At 70.3% G+C, this 20,833-nt stretch carries 17 protein-coding genes and 1 pseudogene; 13 read left to right on the top strand and 5 right to left on the bottom strand.

From position 1 onward, the window contains the following. Window positions 1-34: 34 nt before the first annotated feature. Together ACFC8N_RS22260 and ACFC8N_RS22255 are read right to left on the bottom strand one after the other, a co-directional pair. Window positions 35-1,399, bottom strand: a complete 1,365-nt coding sequence (locus tag ACFC8N_RS22260) for an aspartate aminotransferase family protein (protein WP_356024494.1) — start codon at window positions 1,397-1,399, stop codon at window positions 35-37. 2 nt (window positions 1,400-1,401) lie between these two features. Beyond that, the gene (locus ACFC8N_RS22255; protein ID WP_071375713.1) at window positions 1,402-1,923 is read right to left on the bottom strand and encodes an Lrp/AsnC family transcriptional regulator; all 522 of its coding nucleotides are present in this window, start codon (window positions 1,921-1,923) and stop codon (window positions 1,402-1,404) included. Window positions 1,924-2,104: 181 nt separating this feature from the next. Between ACFC8N_RS22255 and ACFC8N_RS22250 the strand changes: the two genes are divergently transcribed. The 6 genes from ACFC8N_RS22250 to ACFC8N_RS22225 all read left to right on the top strand — a co-directional run bounded on the left by ACFC8N_RS22250 (window position 2,105) and on the right by ACFC8N_RS22225 (window position 9,825). Next, window positions 2,105-3,544, top strand: coding sequence for a gamma-aminobutyraldehyde dehydrogenase (locus ACFC8N_RS22250; protein WP_376289244.1), 1,440 nt, complete (start codon window positions 2,105-2,107; stop codon window positions 3,542-3,544). Between the two features lie 201 nt (window positions 3,545-3,745). Next, window positions 3,746-4,939, top strand: a complete 1,194-nt coding sequence (locus ACFC8N_RS22245; RefSeq protein ID WP_376289242.1) for a PotD/PotF family extracellular solute-binding protein — start codon at window positions 3,746-3,748, stop codon at window positions 4,937-4,939. 177 nt (window positions 4,940-5,116) lie between these two features. Further along, entirely contained in the window at window positions 5,117-6,034 is a 918-nt protein-coding gene (locus tag ACFC8N_RS22240; RefSeq protein ID WP_356024486.1) for an endo-beta-N-acetylglucosaminidase H, read from the top strand. Between the two features lie 136 nt (window positions 6,035-6,170). Continuing rightward, the gene (locus ACFC8N_RS22235; protein ID WP_376289240.1) at window positions 6,171-6,683 is read left to right on the top strand and encodes a hypothetical protein; all 513 of its coding nucleotides are present in this window, start codon (window positions 6,171-6,173) and stop codon (window positions 6,681-6,683) included. A gap of 143 nt (window positions 6,684-6,826) precedes the next feature. Then, a complete protein-coding gene (locus tag ACFC8N_RS22230) occupies window positions 6,827-8,140 on the top strand; it encodes an alginate lyase family protein (protein ID WP_376289238.1) in 1,314 nt (437 codons plus the stop codon). 23 nt (window positions 8,141-8,163) lie between these two features. Then, window positions 8,164-9,825: a sigma-70 family RNA polymerase sigma factor gene (locus tag ACFC8N_RS22225; protein WP_376289434.1), complete on the top strand. Its 1,662-nt coding sequence runs from the start codon at window positions 8,164-8,166 to the stop codon at window positions 9,823-9,825. Window positions 9,826-9,832: 7 nt separating this feature from the next. On the opposite strand, the gene ACFC8N_RS22220 is transcribed toward ACFC8N_RS22225, so the two are convergent. Beyond that, window positions 9,833-10,519, bottom strand: a complete 687-nt coding sequence (locus ACFC8N_RS22220) for a glycerophosphodiester phosphodiesterase (RefSeq protein ID WP_376289236.1) — start codon at window positions 10,517-10,519, stop codon at window positions 9,833-9,835. Between the two features lie 37 nt (window positions 10,520-10,556). Next, window positions 10,557-11,743: pseudogene (locus tag ACFC8N_RS22215) on the bottom strand (adenosine deaminase); the annotation flags it as partial. A 70-nt stretch (window positions 11,744-11,813) separates the two neighbouring features. Here ACFC8N_RS22215 and ACFC8N_RS22210 point away from each other — a divergent pair. Further along, complete coding sequence (locus ACFC8N_RS22210; RefSeq protein ID WP_376289234.1) at window positions 11,814-12,674, top strand: DUF4190 domain-containing protein; 861 nt, start codon at window positions 11,814-11,816, stop codon at window positions 12,672-12,674. A gap of 47 nt (window positions 12,675-12,721) precedes the next feature. Here ACFC8N_RS22210 and ACFC8N_RS22205 read toward each other — a convergent pair whose 3' ends face one another. Further along, complete coding sequence (locus tag ACFC8N_RS22205) at window positions 12,722-13,273, bottom strand: NADAR family protein (RefSeq protein WP_376289232.1); 552 nt, start codon at window positions 13,271-13,273, stop codon at window positions 12,722-12,724. Between the two features lie 210 nt (window positions 13,274-13,483). Here ACFC8N_RS22205 and ACFC8N_RS22200 point away from each other — a divergent pair, with 210 nt between their 5' ends. The 6 genes from ACFC8N_RS22200 to ACFC8N_RS22175 all read left to right on the top strand — a co-directional run bounded on the left by ACFC8N_RS22200 (window position 13,484) and on the right by ACFC8N_RS22175 (window position 20,828). Further along, window positions 13,484-15,019: a gamma-aminobutyraldehyde dehydrogenase gene (locus ACFC8N_RS22200; protein ID WP_376289230.1), complete on the top strand. Its 1,536-nt coding sequence runs from the start codon at window positions 13,484-13,486 to the stop codon at window positions 15,017-15,019. A 208-nt stretch (window positions 15,020-15,227) separates the two neighbouring features. After that, complete coding sequence (locus ACFC8N_RS22195) at window positions 15,228-16,436, top strand: spermidine/putrescine ABC transporter substrate-binding protein (protein ID WP_356024470.1); 1,209 nt, start codon at window positions 15,228-15,230, stop codon at window positions 16,434-16,436. Further along, on the top strand, window positions 16,433-17,611 hold the full coding sequence (locus ACFC8N_RS22190; RefSeq protein ID WP_376289228.1) for an ABC transporter ATP-binding protein: 1,179 nt from the start codon (window positions 16,433-16,435) through the stop codon (window positions 17,609-17,611). Before ACFC8N_RS22195 ends, ACFC8N_RS22190 begins: the two co-directional genes overlap by 4 nt. Beyond that, complete coding sequence (locus ACFC8N_RS22185; RefSeq protein ID WP_376289226.1) at window positions 17,611-18,546, top strand: ABC transporter permease; 936 nt, start codon at window positions 17,611-17,613, stop codon at window positions 18,544-18,546. The genes ACFC8N_RS22190 and ACFC8N_RS22185 overlap by 1 nt, the downstream gene beginning before the upstream one ends. Next, window positions 18,546-19,346 (top strand): ABC transporter permease, encoded by an 801-nt coding sequence (locus ACFC8N_RS22180; protein WP_362821947.1) that lies wholly within the window; start codon window positions 18,546-18,548, stop codon window positions 19,344-19,346. Before ACFC8N_RS22185 ends, ACFC8N_RS22180 begins: the two co-directional genes overlap by 1 nt. A 51-nt stretch (window positions 19,347-19,397) precedes the next feature. After that, entirely contained in the window at window positions 19,398-20,828 is a 1,431-nt protein-coding gene (locus ACFC8N_RS22175; protein ID WP_356024462.1) for an FAD-dependent oxidoreductase, read from the top strand. The last annotated feature ends 5 nt before the right edge of the window (window positions 20,829-20,833 follow it).

Here is a 20,833-nt window from a genome sequence, read left to right as displayed (position 1 = left end):
GCCGGTGATGATCAGCTGATCAGAGGACCGAGGCTCAGAGCTTCGTCCACGCCTCCGTCAGCGTCGCGCGCAGGATCTGCTCGATCTCGTCGAAGGTCTCCTGGTTGGAGATCAGCGGCGGGGCGAGCTGGATCACCGGGTCGCCGCGGTCGTCGGCACGGCAGTACAGGCCGTTCTCGAAGAGCGCCTTGGAGAGGAAGCCGTACAGGACGCGCTCGGTCTCCTCCTCGTTGAAGGACTCCTTGGTGTTCTTGTCCTTCACCAGCTCGATGCCGTAGAAGAAGCCGTTGCCGCGGACGTCGCCGACGATCGGCAGGTCGTGCAGCTTCTGCAGGGTCTGCAGGAAGGCGCCCTCGTTGTCGAGCACGTGCTGGTTGAGGCCCTCGCGCTCGAACAGGTCGAGGTTGGCGACACCCACGGCCGCCGACACCGGGTGGCCGCCGAAGGTGTAGCCGTGCAGGAAGGTGTTGTCGCCCTTGTAGAACGGCTCGGCGAGCCTGTCGGAGACGATGCAGGCGCCGATCGGGGAGTAGCCCGAGGTCATGCCCTTGGCGCAGGTGATCATGTCCGGGACGTAGCCGAACTTGTCGCAGGCGAACATCGTGCCGAGGCGGCCGAAGGCGCAGATGACCTCGTCCGACACGAGCAGTACGTCGTACTGGTCGCAGATCTCGCGCACGCGCTGGAAGTAGCCGGGCGGCGGCGGGAAGCAGCCGCCGGCGTTCTGCACGGGCTCCAGGAAGACCGCGGCGACGGTGTCGGGGCCCTCGAAGAGGATCTGCTGCTCGATCTGGTCGGCGGCCCAGCGGCCGAAGGCCTCCGGGTCGTCGCCGAATATCGGGGCGCGGTAGATGTTGGTGTTCGGCACCTTGTGCGCGCCCGGGACGAGCGGCTCGAAGGGGGCCTTCAGGGCCGGCAGGCCGGTGATGGACAGGGCGCCCTGCGGGGTGCCGTGGTAGGCGACCGCGCGGGAGATGACCTTGTACTTGGTCGGCTTGCCCTTGAGCTTGAAGTACTGCTTGGCGAGCTTCCAGGCGGTCTCGACGGCCTCGCCGCCGCCGGTGGTGAAGAAGACCTTGTTCAGGTCGCCCGGCGCGTAGTCGGCGAGGCGCTCGGCCAGCTCCACGGCCTTCGGGTGGGCGTAGGACCACACCGGGAAGAAGGCGAGCTCCTGGGCCTGCTTGAAGGCGGTCTCGGCGAGTTCCGTGCGGCCGTGACCGGCCTGGACCACGAACAGACCCGCGAGACCGTCGAGGTAGCGCCTGCCCTTGTCGTCGTAGATGTAGGTGCCCTCACCCCGGACGATGGTCGGGACGGGGGAGTTCTCGTACGAGGACATGCGGGTGAAGTGCATCCACAGGTGGTCGTACGCGGTGCGGCTGAGGTCCTTCTGGGTCACGGTTATCGGGTTCCCCACATGTAGGTCTGCTTCTTCAGCTTCAGGTAGACGAAGCTCTCGGTGGAGCGCACCCCGGGCAGGGCCCGGATGCGTTTGTTGATGACGTCCAGCAGGTGGTCGTCGTCCTCGCAGACGATCTCGGCGAGGATGTCGAACGAGCCCGCGGTCATCACCACGTACTCGACTTCCGACATGGCAGTCAGCGCGTCCGCGATCGACTCGACGTCGCCCTCGACGTTGATCCCGACCATCGCCTGCCGGCGGAAGCCCACGGTGAGCGGGTCCGTGACGGCGACGATCTGCATCACGCCCTGGTCCAGCAGCTTCTGGACGCGCTGGCGCACGGCCGCCTCGGACAGGCCGACGGCCTTGCCGATCGCGGCGTACGGCCGCCGGCCGTCCTCCTGGAGCTGCTGGATGATGGCGAGGGAGACGGCGTCCAGCTGGGGGCTGTTGCCGTTCCTGGACTCGCGGGTGGAGTCCCTCTGGTCTGCGCTTCGACTGGCCACGACTTCACTGTGCACGAGGTCTCGACAGTTCCGCAACCCTCCAGCGATGAAATTCGTTGTTTACGGCTTCGAAGCTTGCGGATTTCGCAGAAGTGGTACCGCTGGGGGTGTTGAAAACGTGGGCCTGACGACTAGGGTGGGTGTCTCAGCAATCGGACAGCGAGTAACAGCGAGTACCTGAATCAGGAGGCCGGCAGTGAGCACCGAGCTGCGTCGTCTGCGCAACTACATCGACGGTGAGTTCCGGGACGCCGCCGACGGACGGACCACCGAGGTGGTCAATCCCGCGACGGGCGAGGCGTACGCGACCGCGCCGCTGTCCGGTGCGGCGGACGTCGACGCGGCCATGGAGGCCGCCGCCCACGCCTTCCCGGCCTGGCGCGACACGACGCCCGCCGAGCGGCAGAAGGCGCTTCTGAAGATCGCGGACGCCTTCGAGGAGCGCGCCGAGGAGCTGATCGCGGCCGAGGTGGAGAACACGGGCAAGCCGGTCGGGCTGACCCGCTCCGAGGAGATCCCGCCGATGGTCGACCAGATCCGCTTCTTCGCGGGCGCGGCACGGCTGCTGGAGGGCCGCTCGGCCGGTGAGTACATGGACGGGATGACCTCGATCATCCGCCGTGAGCCGGTCGGCGTCTGCGCCCAGGTCGCCCCGTGGAACTACCCGATGATGATGGCCGTGTGGAAGTTCGCCCCGGCGATCGCCGCGGGCAACACGGTCGTCCTGAAGCCGTCGGACACCACCCCGGCCTCCACCGTCCTGATCGCCGACATCATGGGCTCGATCCTGCCCAAGGGCGTCTTCAACGTCGTCTGCGGCGACCGCGACACCGGCCGCCTGATGGTCGAGCACGACACCCCGGCGATGGCCTCGATCACCGGCTCGGTCCGCGCGGGCATGTCCGTCGCCGAGTCCGCGTCCAAGGACCTCAAGCGGGTCCACCTGGAGCTGGGCGGCAAGGCCCCGGTCGTCGTCTTCGAGGACACCGACATCGCCAAGGCCGTCGAGGACATCTCCGTGGCGGGCTTCTTCAACGCGGGCCAGGACTGTACGGCCGCGACCCGTGTCCTCGTCCAGGAGTCCATCCACGACGAGTTCGTGGCCGCGCTGGCCAAGGCCGCCGCCGAGACGAAGACGGGTCAGCCGGACGACGAGGACGTGCTGTACGGGCCCCTGAACAACCCGAACCAGCTCAAGCAGGTCTCCGGCTTCATCGAGCGCCTGCCCGCCCACGCCAAGGTCGAGGCGGGCGGCCAGCGGGTCGGCGACAAGGGCTACTTCTACGCGGCGACCGTCGTCTCCGGCCTGAAGCAGGACGACGAGATCATCCAGAACGAGGTCTTCGGCCCGGTCATCACCGTCCAGTCCTTCACGGACGAGGAGCAGGCGGTGGAGTGGGCCAACGGCGTGGACTACGCCCTGGCCTCCTCGGTGTGGACCAAGGACCACGCCCGCGCGATGCGCATGTCCAAGCGGCTCGACTTCGGCTGCGTGTGGATCAACACCCACATCCCGCTGGTCGCCGAGATGCCGCACGGCGGCTTCAAGAAGTCCGGCTACGGCAAGGACCTTTCGGCGTACGGGTTCGAGGACTACACGCGCATCAAGCACGTGATGACGTCCCTCGACGCGTAACGCTCCGCGGGTTTCGGCCGCGTTCCGGGTGCGGGCGCGTGGGGGCTGGTCGCGCAGTTCCCCGCGCCCCTTGGGAGTTGGCGCCCAACCGGGTCGACACCGCGGCCCCGCGACCGCGATCGACAAGGTGTCGGACGGGGAACGGCATGCTCGACGCAGCGTCGATTGTCCGTTCGGCGGGCGGGAGGGCATCCTTCCGGGGTGCCCCAGACTCCCTCTCGTACGTCCGTGATGTCCCGCCGTTCCCTGCTGCGCGCCCTCGGCGGCACCGCCGCGCTCGGCGCGCTGGCCGGCTGTGGGGTGCCCGCCGCCTACGTCCAGCCCGGCGACCGCGCCGCCCCGGACGACTCCGCGGCCGACAAGAAGCTGACCTGGGCGAACTGGCCGCTGTACATCGACACCGACGACAAGAACCCGAACCGGCGGCCCACCCTGGAGGCCTTCCAGAAGCGCACCGGCATCTCCGTCGACTACGTCGAGGAGATCAACGACAACGACGAGTTCTTCGGCAAGATCAGCCCCGCGCTGATGAACCACCAGTCCACCGGCCGCGACCTGATCGTCATCAGCGACTGGATGTGCGCCCGGTTCGTGCGCCTCGGCTGGGTGCAGCGGATGGACCGCGCCCACCAGCCGAACATCGCGAAGTACCTCGACCCGCTGCTGCGCTCACCGGCCTTCGACAAGGGCCGCATGTCCACCGTGCCCTGGCAGTCGGGCATCACCGGCATCGCCTACAACCACAAGAAGCTGGGCCGCGAGATCCGCCGGGTGAAGGACCTCTGGGCGAGCGACCTCAAGGGCCGCGTGACCCTCCTGTCCGGCCTGGACGAGTCGTTCGCGCTGCTCATGCAGGGCAACGGGGTGGACATCACCCGGTGGACGGCGGCCGACTTCCACGCCGTCTGCGACCAGGTCGAACGGCAGGTCCACCGCGGCCAGATCCGCCGCTTCACCGGCAACGACTACACCAAGGACCTGGTCAGCGGCGACGTGCTCGCCTGCCAGGCCTACTCCGGTGACGTCATCCAGCTCCAGGCGGACAACCCCGACATCCGCTTCGTCGTCCCCGAGGAGGGCGCCGAGCTGTGGTCGGACTCCCTCATGATCCCCAACCGCGCCCGCCACAAGGCCAACGCGGAGCGCCTGATCGACTACTACTACGACCCCGAGGTCGCCGCGAAGCTCGCCGCCTGGGTCAACTACGTCTGCCCGGTCCCCGCGGCCAAGGAGGTCCTGGCGTCCTCGAAGGACAAGGACACCGCGGCCCTCGCCGACAACCCCCTGATCTTCCCGGACACCACCATGCGGGGGCGCCTCGCCATCGCCCGCGACATCACCTCCACGGAACGCGTGGAGTTCGCCAAGCGCTGGAACACGATCGTGGGGCTCTGACGGGGGCTCGGCTCCCCTCTGACAATTCCGATCTCCCGCGCTCTCCGTTGGTGTGGGAGTCGTGAAGAGCTCTCGCAGGGTTCTGGGGATTCGGTCACGGGAGCGGAAAGATCGGAGGGCACTCGGCGCTTGCGGACAGGTCGGGCGCCGCCCCATGCGATGGGAGACCGATCGACGATGTTCACTCCGGTGCGCAGCAGAGTACGGACGGCCGCGCTCGCGCTCTTGGCCGCTACGGCCCTCGCCCTCGGCGCGACCCCCACGACCGGTGCGGCAGCGGCCCCCGCTCCCGCGAAACAGGGACCAACCTCGGTGGCCTATGTCGAGGTGAACAACAACAGCATGCTGAACGTCGGCAAGTACACCCTCGCGGGCGGCGGCGGCAACGTCTTCGACATCGCCGTGATCTTCGCGGCGAACATCAACTACGACACGGGCACGAAGGCGGCGACCCTGTACTTCAACGAGAACGTGCAACGCGTCCTCGACAACGCCGCCACGCAGATACGGCCGTTGCAGCAGAAGGGCATCAAGGTCGTCCTCTCGGTGCTCGGCAACCACCAGGGCGCGGGCTTCGCCAACTTCCCGTCCCGGCAGGCGGCTTCGGCGTTCGCGAAACAACTCTCGGACACCGTGGCCGAGTACGGCCTCGACGGCATCGACTTCGACGACGAGTACGCCGAGTACGGCAACAACGGGACCGGCCAGCCCAACGACAGCTCGTTCGTGTACCTGGTGTCGGCACTGCGCGCGAACATGCCGGACAAGATCATCAGCCTCTACGACATCGGCCCGGCCGCGTCGAGTCTGTCCTACGGCGGCGTCGACGTCTCGTCCGACTTCGACTACGCCTGGAACCCGTACTACGGCACCTGGCAGGTCCCCGGCATCGCCCTGCCCAAGTCGAAGCTGTCGCCCGCGGCCGTCGAGATCGGCGGGACCTCGCAGAGCACGGCCGCCGACCTCGCCCGCCGCACGGTCGCTGAGGGGTACGGCGTCTACCTGACCTACAACCTCGACGGCGCCGATCGCAGCGCCGACGTCTCCGCGTTCACCAGGGAGCTGTACGGCAGTGACGCCGTCTACGCGCCATAGTCCGACCGTCCCTTCCGCAGGCCGCGCCTTCGACAACGATGTCGGAGGCGCGGCCGCTCGCGGAACTGGAGCGGCGGGCTTCTGCTCGCCATCGGGCGCTTTTGAACGTGTTCAATTGTCGGCGTAGGCTGCCGTCATGAGCGACAGAGCCGCCCTTCTCAAGGGCATTCGCGTCTGGTTGGTCCTCTTCGTGGTGTGTCTCGTCCTCAGCGGGGCCACCGCCTTCCCCCTCGTGCACGAACTGCGCTGGACCGAGAGCCTGTTGCGCGCGCTGTCCGTGCCGGAGCGGCTGCCGGGGCTGATGGACTGGATCGTGCGGGTGCGGCACGGGCTCGACACCGCCGACGCCGACTACCCGTTCCTTCTCTACGGCACCGACTGGCTGGCCTTCGCCCATCTCGTCATCGCCGTCGCCTTCTACGGGCCGTACCGCGACCCGGTCCGCAACATCTGGGTCGTCGAGTTCGGGATGATCGCCTGCGCCGGGATCGTCCCGCTGGCCCTCGTCTGCGGGCCGATCCGCTCGATCCCCTTCTGGTGGAGCCTGATCGACATGTCCTTCGGGATCTTCGGGGTCGTCCCGCTGTACGTCGTACGGAAGAAGATCAAGCGACTGGAGGCGCTGCCCCGGCCGGCCGTCAGCGGTTGACCGCAGGGCGGGCCCGCCGGTGCCGTGCCGGTGCGTGGACCGTCGTCGAGAACGGTGCGCGGGCGGACGGAAAACTGTTATCCGCGCCCCCTCCACTCCGTCTCCTCGCACGTCACCGTTCCCTCACGCGCGGAGTCCCCCTCATGCCCAGCCCCGCCCACCAGCACGTCAACAAGCACCGTCTCAGCCGCCGGGGCCTCTTCACCGTCGGCGGCGGACTCGCGGCGGCCGGAGTGCTCGGCGGTGGGATCGCCGCGTTCTCCGGTGCCGGAGCGGACGCCGCGCAGTCCCCGCGCGCGGCCGGCGCGAGCCCCTCCGCGAGTGCCGCCGCCACGGCGTCCGCCGGGCGCAAGCACTTCACCCACCCCGGCCTGCTGCACAACGCCGGTGACCTGCACCGCGCCAAGGTCCGTGTCGCCGCCGGCCGGGACCCGTGGCTCGCCGGCTGGAAGCGGCTCACCGCCAACCCGCACTCCGCCAGCTCCTGGCGGCCTCGCCCGCAGGCCACCGTCGTCCGCGGCGCCGTGCCCGGCCAGAACTACACCGTCCTCTACAACGACATCCACGCCGCCTACCAGAACGCCCTGCGCTGGAAGATCGGCGGTACCAGGGCCAACGGCGACACGGCCGTCGCCCTCCTCAACACCTGGTCGGCCACCCTCACCACGCTCACCGGCAACGCCGACCGCTTCCTGGCCGCCGGGATCTACGGCTACCAGTTCGCCAACGCTGCCGAACTCGTCCGCGACCACCCGGACTTCGACTTCGCCCGCTTCCGGAAGATGCTGCGCACGGTCTTCTACCCGATGAACATCGACTTCCTGACCCGCCACAACGGCGCCGTCATCTCCAACTACTGGGCCAACTGGGACCTGTGCAACCTCGCCTCGGTGATGGCCATCGGGATCCTGCTCGACGACCACGCCCTGTTCCGCGGCGCCGTGACGTACCTCAAGAAGGGCGAGGGCAACGGCTCCTTCAAGAACGCCATCCCCTTCCGCTACGCCGGGCAGGGCCTCGCCCAGTGGCAGGAGAGCGGCCGCGACCAGGGGCACAGCATGATGGGCATCGGCCTGCTCGGCGCGATCTGCGAGATGGCCTGGAACCAGGGCGCCGACCTCTACGGCTACGGCGACAACCGCTTCCTGCACGCCGCCGAGTACGTCGCCCGCTACAACCTCGGCGCGGACGTGCCCTTCACGCCGTACGGCTGGCGCTCGGGCACCGGACACGGCCAGTGGCGCGAGCAGACCGTGATCTCCGCCACGGCCCGCGGCCAGCTCCGGCCCGTCTGGGAGATCCTGCACAACCACTACGCCCGCCGCCGCAGGCTCAGCACGCCGTACGTCACGGCCATGGCCGAGAAGGTGCGCGCGGAGGGCGGGGGCGGCGACTACGGGCCGAACAGCGGAGGCTACGACCAGCTCGGCTTCGGGACGCTGCTCTACAGCAAGTGAGACACCAACGGGAGTCGGGATCGGTGGACGGGCGGGACTGGCGCACCACGGTCGCGGCCGCGCAAGGAGGCGACCGGCGGGCCCTGGACGAGCTGACCGCGGGCTGGCTGCCGCTCGTCTACAACATCGTCGGCCGCGCCCTGGGCGGCCACGCGGACGTCGACGACGTCGTGCAGGAGACCATGCTGCGCGCCGTCGGCAACCTCGGTTCGCTGCGCGACCCGGACAGCTTCCGGTCCTGGCTCGTGGCCATCGCCATGCGGCAGCTCCGGGACCGGGCGCGCCGCCGCTCCGCCGACCGGCTCGCCGAGGACGCCGCCGCGGACACCGCCGACTTCGCCGAACTCACCGTACTGCGGCTGCAGTTGGAGGGTCAGCGGCGCGAGGTCGCGCGGGCCGTGCGCTGGCTGGACGACGAGGACCGGCAGCTGGTGTCGCTGTGGTGGCTGGAGGTGGCGGGCGAGCTGACCCGGCGCGAACTGGCGGAGGGCCTCGGCATCAGCCGGCAGCACGCCGCCGTACGCGTCCAGCGGCTGAAGGGGCGCCTGGAGACGGCGCGCGGCATCGTGCGCGCGCTGGACGGGGCGTGCCCGGAGCTGGGTGAGCTGACCGCCCGCTGGGACGGGCGGCCCGACTCCGTCTGGCGCAAACGGCTGGCCCGGCATCTGCGCGGCTGCGGCTACTGCGGTGACGCCCCCGAGTCGCTCGTCCCGGCGGAGCGGCTGCTGGTCGGCCTCGCCCTGGTGCCGGTCCCGGCGGGGTTCGCGCTGTCTCTCGCGCTCGGCGGCAGGACGGCGGCGGCCGGCGCCTCCGTGGGCTGGTCGGCGAAGGTGTTCGGCGCGCTGACCAAGCCCGCCGTGGCCCTGGCGGCGGGGGCGACCGCCGTGGCGGGCGGCGCCTATATCGCCGTACACGCCCCGGACCACCACCGGCCGGGGAGCGGTCCGGCCGTCACCTCCACGGCGAGCGGAACGGCCGTGGCACCGCCGGGGCTCAGGCCGCCGTCCCCGGCCCCGTCCACGTCTCCGACTCCGGCCCCGTCGGCCTCTCCCACCGCTCTGTACGGCACGGTCGTCGACGCCGTCGACCGGGCGCCGGACCCGGACACGCGCCCGGCCGCCCTGCCCCGCCGGCCCGCGACCGGTGTCACGAGCACCGGCGGCGCGCACGCCGTGATGAACCACCGCGGGGAGAGCGTGACGCTGCGCGGGCAGGGCTATGTGCTGGTCCGCTGGCAGATCTCGCCGCAGTACCGCTCCGGCGGCCTGGTCATGCCCGCCTGGACGGGCCTGACGGGCAAGCTCTTCCATGTGGCCTCGGGCGGCGGGCGGCGCATGGACGACCCCGTGAGCACCACCGACCCCACCGCCACGGGCATGGGCAGCAGAGCCGTCGGTTACGACGTCCTGCCGCCCGGGACGCAACAGATGTGGCAGAACGAGTACTTCTACCTCGACGGCGCCGTCACCCTCACCCAGAACGAACGCGGCGCCGACTACGGCCTGAGCGTCCTCCCGAGCACCTGGGACGCCGTCGAGAAGGACGTCACGACCGGCCCCGCCCAGGGCGCCAGGCGCTACGGGCTGGTCCGCGACACCGGCAGGGACGACACCCCGGTCCCGCAGTACCTCACCCGCGCCACCCCGGCGGACACCTCGACCGTCGCCCAGCGGTCCGACGTCTAGCCGATGCCTAGCTGCCGCCGCGCAGGGCGTGCAGCACCTCGACGCGGTTCGTGGTGACCGAGTCGACGCCCAGGTCCAGCAGCCGGCTCATCGAGCGGCGGGTGTCCGGGGTCCAGACGGAGACGAGGTAGCCGTCGTGGTGGACACGCGCGGCCAGCTCCCGGCTCACCAGCGAGAAGCGGTAGTTGAGCCAGCGCGGCCTGATCACGTCGAGCAGCGCGGGCCGGGGCGGGGCGAGCGTCGTCCAGGTCAGGGCGATCTCGGCGGCCGGGTCGGCGGCGCGCACGGCGAGCATGGCCTCGGCGTGCGCGCAGTAGTAGACGCGGTCCTCGGCCCCGCACTGCCGGACCACGTCCATGACCCGGTCCACCATGCGCCGCTCCACCCGCCCGCACAGGTCCACCATCACCCGGGCGTCACCGGTCGCGGCCAGCGCCTGCGCGAGCGTCGGCACACCGCCCGCGGTGAGCCCGCGCACCTCCTCGGCGGACAGCGCGGCGAGCGGCCGGTCGACCTCCCACAGCCGTTTCAGCGTCTCGTCGTGCAGCAGCACGGGGACACCGTCACGGCTGAGCCGTACGTCGATCTCGACCGCGTCCGCGCCCTGGTCGAGCGCGGAACGCAGCGAGTCGGTCGTGTTCTCGCGGAAGCGGTAGGGGTCGCCGCGGTGGGCCACGGCGGTCACGGTCTGCATGACCCCCATTGTGGCGGGCCCGGTCGAACGGAAGGGGTCAGCGGGCCAGCCAGGCGGCGGTGTAGGTGTCGATCTCCGCCGCGATCCGCGCCTTGCCCGCAGCGTCCAGGAAGGAGGCCTCCACCGCGTTCTTCGCGAGTCCGGCCAGGCCCCGCTCGTCCAGGTCGAGCAGGCGGGCGGCCACCGCGTACTCGTTGTTGAGGTCGGTGCCGAACATCGGCGGGTCGTCGGAGTTGATCGTGACCAGCACCCCGGCCTTCGCGAACTCCTTGATCGGGTGCTCGTCCAGGGTGCTCACCGCGCGGGTGGCGATGTTGGAGGTCGGGCACACCTCCAGCGGGATCCGGTGCTCGGCGAGGTGCGCGAGGAGCCTCGGGTCCTGCGCGGAGCTGGTGCCGTGCCCGATGCGCTCGGCGCTCAGCTCGGTCAGCGCGTCCCACACCGTCTGCGGGCCGGTCGTCTCCCCGGCGTGCGGCACGGAGTGCAGTCCGGCGGCGACGGCCCGGTCGAAGTACGGCTTGAACTGCGGCCGGGGTACGCCGATCTCGGGCCCGCCGAGCCCGAACGACACCAGGCCCTCCGGCCGGATCCGGTCGTCGGTGGCCAGCCGGGCAGTCTCCTCGGCGGACTCCAGCCCGGCCTCGCCGGGAATGTCGAAGCACCAGCGCAGCACGGTCCCGAACTCGGACTCGGCCGCCTTGCGGGCGTCCTCGATGGCCGCCATGAAGGCCAGCTCGTCGATGCCGCGCCGGGTGGAGGAGAACGGCGTGAGGGTCAGCTCGGCGTACCGCACCTGCTGGCGGGCCAGGTCACGGGCCACCTCGTAGGTCAGCAGCCGGATGTCCTCGGGGGTGCGGATCAGGTCCACCACCGACAGGTACACCTCGATGAAGTGCGCGAAGTCGGTGAAGGTGAAGTACTCGGCCAGGGCCTCCGGGTCGGCCGGGACCTTGGAGTCGGTGTGCCGGGCGGCCAGTTCCGAGACGATGCGGGGGGAGGCGGAGCCGACGTGGTGGACGTGCAGTTCGGCCTTGGGGAGGCCGGCGATGAAGGTCCGCAGATCGCGGTCGGCGGTGCCGGTGGCGGGTGCGGAGCTGTGGTCGGTCAAGGGGTCCTCCCCGGAAACGGGCGCCCGCGGAACGGGGTTCGGGACGGGGTCCGTGGAACCGGTCCGTGGTGCGGGCGCGGTGATCGGCTGATCGGTTGCGCGGGATCATCGTAGGCCCCCGGCCCGCGCCGCCGTCCGGGGCGGCCCGTAGCATGAACACATCCAGTTGAGGGGGTTGCGTTCACGATGTCCGACGAGGTGCCGCACCACACGCCACCGGAGCAGCAACGTGCCGGCGAGCGGCCCGCGTCGTCCCCGGTGTCGCTGAACAAGACCGCGGAGGAGCAGACCGCGGGGAGCCAGGCGTCGCAGGAGAGGGTCGCGGGCACGGCACCGGCGGCTCCGCAGGCCCCGGCGGCTCCGCAGGCCCCGGCGGGTACCGTGCCTGCGGCCGCGCAGGCCCCGGCTCCCGGCCAGGGGCCCGGGTTCGGCTCCTTCGGCTCGGTCCATGACCAGCAGACGGTGATCTCGCTGCCCACCGACGCCGCGGCGGCGTCCTGGGCCCCGCCCGCCCCCGCCGCCGCGCCCTTGGCGAACCCCTTCGCGGCCCCGGCCGACCCGTACGCCCCGCCGACGGCCACGGCGCCGCCCGCGCACCCGTACGGCGCCCCGGCCGCCCCCGCGCAGCCGTACGCCCCGCCCCTCGGGCAGTACCCGGCGTCCGAGGCGGTGCCCCCGCCGCCCATCGCGCCCGACGGCCCCGGGCAGCTGCCGTACTACCCGCCCGCGCCGTCGGCCTACGGCGACCCCGGCGCCTACCCGGCCGCGCACGCCTACGGCTGGCCGGGCATGCAGCCGGCCCCGAGCAACGGCCTGGGCACGGCCGCCCTGGTCTGCGGCATCCTGTCCACGGTCGGCTTCCTGCTGTGGCCGATCGCCCTGGTGCTGGGCATCCTCGCGATCATCTTCGGCGCGATCGGCCGGGGCAAGGCGAAGCGGGGCGAGGCGACGAACCCGGGCATGGCCCTGGCGGGGCTCATCTGCGGGTCGGTGGGCATCGTGCTGGTGCTGGGGTTCTGGGCAGTCGTCATAGCCCTGCTCCACTGAGTCCCCCGAGCGCGGCCGACCCGAGCGGCGCTCGGCCCGGGGGAGAGCTACGCCAGCCTCTCCCGCGCCGCCATCAGCGCGAACCCCAGCAGATTCGGGCCCTTCCAGCGCTGCGGGTCCATCGCCGCCTCGTCCGTCGCCGCGAGGCCGATTCCCCACACCCGGTCCACCGGGCTCGCCTCCACCAGCACCCGGTCACCGGTGCCGAGCAGGAAGGCGCGGAGCGCGTCGTCGGACGCGAACTTGTGCACGCTGCCCTCGACCACGATCCGGAACCGCTCCCGCTCCCATATCTCCTCGTCGAAGCCCCGGACCAGCCGCCCGGCCTTCTTCGCCCGGGAGGGATGCCCGGCGGCGAGCACCTTGCGCTCGGCCTCCTCGTCCTCGAAGAGCCGTGCCTTGCCCGCCATCATCCAGTGCTCGGCCGTCGCGTACTCGACACCGTCGACCACGAACGGTGACGGCCACCACTGGCTCAGACAGCTCGCGCCGATGCTGCCGTCCTTCGTCGGCCGGTGCCCCCAGAAGTGCAGGTACTTCACCCGGGCCCCGGACCGGACCTCGCTGATCAGGGCTTCGAGCCCGTCGATCTTCCCCATGCACGCGAGTCTGGCACGCACCACTGACACTCCGTCCGTCCTTTTCTGCCCCGACTCGACATCTGGTCGACAGATTCCGTCGCGTAACCAAAAGGCAACAACGGAATCACTTGTTGGAGTCCACTTGCTCTGTCAGGATCGGCACTCAAATCGAGCTGGAGCTACGCCACCCAACCCCCGGGGACGGGGCGCACGGCGGAGGAGAGCGACATGCACAACCCGGGCACCGCCACCCCGGAACGATTTCCCGCACAGGACCGGTTCGCCGAGGGTGCGCAGTTCGTCGCGGGCCGCCTGACGAAGGGGACCTCGGGCCGCACCCACGCCGTGGCCGACCCCGCGACCGGCGAGGAGGTGTACACCTACGAGCTGGCCGGCGCCGACGACGTCGACGCGGCCGTGGCCGCCGCCCGCGCCGCGTTCCCCGGCTGGTCCTCGACCACCCCGGGCGAGCGCTCGGACGCGTTGCACCGCTTCGCCGCCGTGCTCGCCGACCGGGCGGAGGAGTTCGCCCGCGCGGAGTCCCTCCAGTGCGGCAAGCCGCTGAAGCTCACGCGCGAGTTCGACGTGCCGGGCACCATCGACAACACCGCCTTCTTCGCGGGCGCCGCCCGGCACCTGGCCGGTCAGTCCGCCGGCGAGTACTCCGGGGACCACACCTCGTACGTCCGCCGGGAACCCATCGGTGTCGTCGGGTCCATCGCCCCCTGGAACTACCCCCTCCAGATGGCCGCCTGGAAGATCCTCCCGGCGATCGCCGCGGGCAACACGATCGTGCTGAAGCCCGCCGAGCTGACCCCGCTCACCTCGCTGCTGTTCGCTCAGGCCGCCACGGACGCCGGCCTCCCCGACGGCGTGATCAACATCGTCACCGGGACCGGGCGGGCGGCGGGGGAGCACCTCGTCGGGCACCCCGACGTCGCCATGACCTCGTTCACCGGGTCCACCGCCGTCGGCAGGCGCGTCGCCGAGGTCGCCACCGCCACCGTCAAGCGCCTGCACCTGGAGCTGGGCGGCAAGGCCCCCTTCGTGGTGTTCGACGACGCCGACCTGGAGGCCGCCGCCAACGGCGCCGTCGCCGGCGCGCTCATCAACACCGGCCAGGACTGCACGGCCGCCACGCGCGCGTACGTGCAGCGCCCGCTGTACGAGGCGTTCGTGGAGCGGACCGCCGCGCTCATGGAGACCGTGCGGCTGGGGGATCCCTTCGCCCCCGGCACCGACCTCGGGCCGCTCATCTCGCACGTCCAGCGGGACCGGGTCGCCGGCTTCGTGGACCGGGCGCGTGCCTACGCGCGCGTGGTGACCGGCGGCGAGGCACCGAAGGGGGAGCTGGCGGACGGCGCCTACTACCGGCCGACGCTGGTCGCCGACGCCGCCCAGGACAGCGAGATCGTCCAGTCCGAGATCTTCGGCCCGGTCCTGGTCGTCCTGCCCTTCGACAGCGACGAGGAGGGGCTCAGGCTGGCCAACGACACCCCCTACGGCCTGGCCGCCTCCGCGTGGACCGGCAACGTCTACCGGGCCAACCGCGCGACCCGCGAGATCAAGGCGGGCTGTGTGTGGATCAACGACCACATCCCGATCATCAGCGAGATGCCGCACGGCGGCTACAAGGCGTCCGGGTTCGGCAAGGACATGTCGGTGTACTCCTTCGAGGAGTACACGCAGGTCAAGCACGTCATGTTCGACAACACGGCGGTGGCGAGGAAGGACTGGCACCGCACCGTCTTCGGGGACCGCTGAGCAGGCCCGGCGAAGTCCGGTCCGGTTCGGCAACGCCCCGAAGGGGCGCGGAACTGCGTGGCCGGCCACGACGGACCCGCAGACGACCGACGGCACATCGCGGCGCTTCCAGCGGAGCGCTCGGCACCCGCCCGGCCACCGACCAGGCCGGCACCTCCCCCTCCAAGGGCACCTCCTCCAAGGGCACTTCCCGAAAGGCACCACGCGCATGGAGCACTACGAGCCCCACCGCCCGACCCCTGTCGCGGCCCCGACCCGCCGGTCGCTGCTGCGCGCCTCGGCGGGCGGCGCGCTCGCGGTCGGCGGACTCGGGGCGCTGAGCGCCTGCGGGATCCCCGCGGCGAGCAAGAACCAGGGCGGGGTCTCCGCCGACGACCACTCGGCCACGGAGAAGACCGTCAACTTCTCCAACTGGCCCGAGTACATCGACGTGGACGCCAAGGGCAAGAGCCACCCCACGCTCGACCACTTCGCCCGGCGGACCGGCATCAAGGTCACCTACACCGAGGACATCAACGACAACGACGAGTTCTTCGGCAAGATCCAGCCCGAGCTGGCCGCCGGCCACGACACCGGCCGCGACCTCATCGTGCTCACCGACTGGCTGGCCGCCCGCATGATCCGGCTCGGGTACGTCCAGAAACTGGACGCGTCCAACCTGCCGCACGCCTTCGCCAACCTGTCGGACCAGTTCCGGGCCCCCGACTGGGACCCGGGCCGCGCCTACTCGTACCCCTGGCAGGGCATCTCGACCGTCATCGCCTACAACAAGAAGGCGCTCGACGGCATCGAGGTGAAGTCGGTCTCCGACCTGCTCGACAACCCCAAGCTCAAGGGCCGCGTCGGCTTCCTGACCGAGATGCGCGACAGCATCGGCATGACCATGCTCGACATGGGCAAGGACCCGGCGAAGTTCACCGACGACGACTACGACGCGGTGATCGCCCGCCTCCAGAAGGCCGTCGACAAGGGCCAGATCCGCCGCTTCACCGGCAACGACTACACCTCGGACCTCACCAAGGGCGACTTCGCGGCCTGCATCGCCTGGGGCGGCGACATCGTCCAGCTCCAGGCGGACAGCCCGGACGTCGGCTACGTCATCCCCGACAGCGGCTACATGACGTCGACGGACAACCTGCTCATCCCCAACCGGGCGCGCCACAAGACGAACGCCGAGCGGCTCATCGACTACTACTACGAGCCCGAGCCCGCCGCCGAGCTGGCCGCCTACATCAACTACGTGAGCCCCGTCGCCGGAGTGCAGCCCTACCTTGCGAAAATCGACGCTTCGGCGGCGAAGAACCCGCTGATCATTCCCGACAAGGCCATGCAGGCCAAGTCCCATGCCTTCCGCGCGCTGACGCAGAAGGAAGAGACGGCCTACCAGCAGAAGTTCTCGAAGCTCACAGGGGCGTGACGACGATGACGACACCAGACAACAGCGGCGACGTCCGCCTCTCCGGTATCAGCAAGACGTACGACAACGGCTTCACCGCCGTGCACCCGCTCGACCTGACCGTCCCGCAGGGCTCCTTCTTCGCCCTGCTCGGCGCCTCCGGCTGCGGCAAGACCACCACCCTGCGCATGATCGCCGGCCTGGAGGAGCCCACGACGGGCTCCGTCCGCCTCGGCGACCAGGACGTGACCCACCTGCCGCCCTACAAGCGGCCGGTGAACACGGTCTTCCAGTCCTACGCCCTCTTCCCGCACCTCGACATCTTCGAGAACGTCGCCTTCGGGCTGCGCCGGCGCGGCATCAAGAGCGTGAAGAAGCAGGTCGAGGACATGCTGGACCTGGTCCAGCTCGGCGAGCAGGCGCGCAAGAAGCCGCACCAGCTCTCCGGCGGCCAGCAGCAGCGCGTCGCCGTCGCCCGCGCCCTCATCAACCACCCCAAGGTGCTCCTGCTCGACGAGCCCCTCGGCGCCCTCGACCTCAAGCTGCGCCGCCAGATGCAGCTGGAGCTCAAGCGCATCCAGACCGAGGTCGGCATCACCTTCGTGCACGTCACGCACGACCAGGAGGAGGCCATGACGATGGCCGACACGGTCGCCGTGATGAACGCGGGCCGCGTCGAGCAGCTCGGCTCGCCCACCGACCTGTACGAGAACCCGAACACCACCTTCGTCGCGAACTTCCTCGGCACCTCCAACCTCATCGAGGCCGAGGTCGACACCAAGAACGGCGACGACATCGTCCTCAAGGCGGGCGGCGGCAGGCTCGTCCTGCCGAAGGCGCGATGTTCGGCGCCCACGACGGCCGGCGGCAAGGTGCTGGTCGGCATCCGCCCCGAGAAGATCTCGCTCACGCACGCCGACGACGCGGGCGACATACCCGAGGGCCGCAACCGCCTCACCGGCACGATCGCCGACGCGAGTTTCATCGGCGTCTCCACGCAGTACGTCATCGACAGCCCGGTCTGCGACGAACTCGCGGTGTACGTCCAGAACGTCGAGCGCGACGGCCGTCTCGTGCCCGGCGCCGACGTCGTCCTGCACTGGAGCCCGGCGCACACGTTCGGCCTCGACGCGGCCCAGTCCCTGCTTGCTGGGACGGTGGGCTCCGCGGGCACCGAGGAAGAGGCGGCCGCCTGATGTCGACCGTCACCGAAACCGAGGCGCCCCCGCCTCTGTCTCCCACGCCCGGGGAGACCAGGCCCCCGCGCAAGCGCGGCCGGTTCACGCCCTACTGGCTGCTGCTGCCCGGCCTGCTGTGGCTGGTCGTCTTCTTCGCGCTGCCGATGATCTACCAGGCCTCCACCTCCGTGCAGCAGGGCTCGCTGGAGAACGGCTACAAGGTCACCTGGCACTTCGCGACCTACTGGGACGCGTTCGGCCAGTACTGGCCGCAGTTCCTGCGGTCCGTCCTCTACGCGGCCGCCGCGACCGTCGGATGCCTGCTGCTCGGCTATCCGCTGGCCTACCTGATCGCCTTCCGCGCGGGCCGCTGGCGGAACCTGATCATGATCCTGGTGATCGCGCCGTTCTTCACCAGCTTCCTGATCCGCACGCTCGCCTGGAAGACGATCCTCGCCGACAACGGCCCGGTCGTGCACACGCTGAACTCGCTGCACATCCTGGACCTCACCAACTGGCTCGGCTGGACGGCCGGCGACCGGGTGCTGGCCACCCCGCTCGCCGTGGTGTGCGGACTGACGTACAACTTCCTGCCGTTCATGATCCTGCCGCTGTACACCTCGCTGGAGCGGATCGACGGACGGCTGCACGAGGCGGCCGGCGATCTGTACGCCAAGCCGTGGACCACCTTCCGCAAGGTGACCTTCCCGCTGTCGATGCCGGGCGTGGTCTCCGGCACGCTGCTGACCTTCATCCCGGCGGCCGGTGACTACGTCAACTCCGAGCTGCTCGGCTCCACCGACACCCGCATGATCGGCAACGTCATCCAGACGCAGTTCCTGCGCATTCTGGACTACCCGACGGCCGCGGCCCTCTCCTTCATCCTCATGGCCGCCATCCTGGCCATGGTCACGATCTACATCCGCCGGGCCGGGACGGAGGATCTGGTCTAATGCCCCTCGTCAACTGGCTCAAGCGCCGTCTCGTCGTCATCGCGGGACTGCTGACGCTCGCCTATCTGCTGCTGCCCAACGTCATCGTGACGGTGTTCTCCTTCAACAAGCCGAAGGGGCGCTTCAACTACGAATGGCAGCAGTTCTCGCTGGACGCCTGGAAACAGCCGTGCGGCGTCGCCGACATGTGCGGCTCGCTGTCCATCAGCCTCCAGATCGCCGTGTGGGCGACGATCGGCGCCACGGTCCTCGGCACGATGATCGCGTTCGCGCTGGTCCGCTACCGCTTCCGCGCACGCGGCGCCGTCAACTCGCTGATCTTCCTGCCGATGGCGATGCCCGAGGTCGTCATGGCCGCCTCGCTGCTCACCCTGTTCCTCAACATGGGCGCGCAGCTCGGCTTCTACACCATCCTCATCGCCCACATCATGTTCTGCCTCAGCTTCGTCGTCACCGCGGTCAAGGCGCGCGTGATGTCGATGGACCCGCGCCTGGAGGAGGCCGCCCGGGACCTGTACGCCGGTCCCGCGCAGACCTTCCTGCGGGTCACCCTGCCCATCGCGGCACCCGGGATCGCCGCGGGCGCGCTGCTGTCCTTCGCGCTCTCCTTCGACGATTTCATCATCACCAATTTCAACGCCGGCTCGACCGTCACCTTCCCGATGTTCGTCTGGGGTTCGGCACAGCGCGGAACTCCGGTCCAGATCAACGTGATCGGTACGGCCATGTTCCTCGTCGCCGTCCTCATCACACTGTTCTCGATGGTCGTCACCAACGGCCGTAACAAGCAAAAGGCATAAGCCGTTTCAGGTCCTGCCTTTTCAGGAAAGCCCTCGTAGGGAGTTGAAATCATGGCCCCAAGCGCCATGAGCCGTGGCAAAGACAACTGGATCGCCTCTCTCTCCGAAGCCCAGCCGGTCCCGTACTGGCTGGAAGACCCTGGAAAGCCGCACGCCGAGCCCGCCCTCACCGGCACCGACACCTGCGACCTGCTGGTCGTGGGCGGCGGATACAGCGGGCTGTGGACCGCGCTCAATGCCAAGGAGCGCGACCCGCGGCGCGATGTGGTGCTCCTGGAAGGCCGCGAGGTGGGCTGGGCCGCCTCCGGCCGCAACGGCGGCTTCTGCGCCGCCTCCCTCACCCACGGCCTGCCCAACGGCCTGGCCCGCTGGCCCGACGAGATCGGGAAACTGGAGGAGCTGGGCCGGCGCAACCTCGACGAGATCGAGGCCGCCGTCGCCCGGCACGGCATCGACTGCGACTTCGAGCGCACCGGCGAGATCGATGTCGCCACCGAGACCTACCAGGCCTGGGAACTGAAGGACTGGCACCGGGAGTTGACGGAGAAGGGCCTCGCGGACGGCATCGAGTTCCTGGACGCCGACGCCGTGCGCGAGGAGGTGCACTCGCCCACCTTCGAGGCGGGCCTGTGGGACCGCAGGGGCGTGGCCATGCTGCACCCCGCGAAGCTGGCCTGGGGCCTGAAGAAGGCCTGCGTCGAGCTGGGCGTGCGGGTGTACGAGCACACGCCCGCCCTGACCCTGAAGAGCTACGGCGGCGGAATGGCCGTACGCACCCCGTACGGCCAGGTCCGGGCCCGCCGGGTCGCGCTCGGCACGAACATCTTCCCGAGCCTGCTGCGCCGCGTGCGCTCCTACACCGTCCCGGTCTACGACTACGCGCTGATGACCGAGCCGCTGACCGCCGACCAGCTCTCGGCGATCGGCTGGAAGAACCGGCAGGGCCTCGGCGACAGCGCCAACCAGTTCCACTACTTCCGGCTGTCCGCCGACAACCGCATCCTGTGGGGCGGTTACGACGCGGTCCACCACTACGGCGGCCGGGTGCGCGCGGAGTACGACGACCGGCCGGAGACCTACGCCAAGCTCGCCGGCCACTTCTTCACCTGCTTCCCGCAGCTGGAGGGCGTCCGCTTCACCCACGCCTGGGGCGGCGCGATCGACACCTGCTCGCGCTTCTCGGCGTTCTTCGGCACCGCGCACGAGGGCAGGGTGGCGTACGCGGCGGGGTACACCGGGCTCGGCGTCGGCGCCACCCGGTTCGGCGCGGACGTGATGCTGGACCTGCTGGACGGGGAGCGCACCGAGCGGACGGAGCTGGAGATGGTCCGCAAGAAGCCACTGCCGTTCCCGCCGGAGCCGTTCGCCTGGACCGGCATCGCCCTCACCAAGTGGTCCCTGGCCCGCGCGGACGCGCACGGCGGCCGGCGCAACCTGTGGCTGCGGACGATGGACCGGCTGGGGCTGGGCTTCGACAGCTGACGCCC

Origin of the sequence: Streptomyces sp. NPDC055966, from assembly GCF_042269865.1 — a bacterium.
Taxonomy (GTDB): Bacteria; Actinomycetota; Actinomycetes; order Streptomycetales; family Streptomycetaceae; genus Streptomyces.
The sequence above is the reverse complement of the archived record's forward strand: the minus strand, read 5'-3'. Positions and strand labels throughout refer to the sequence as shown.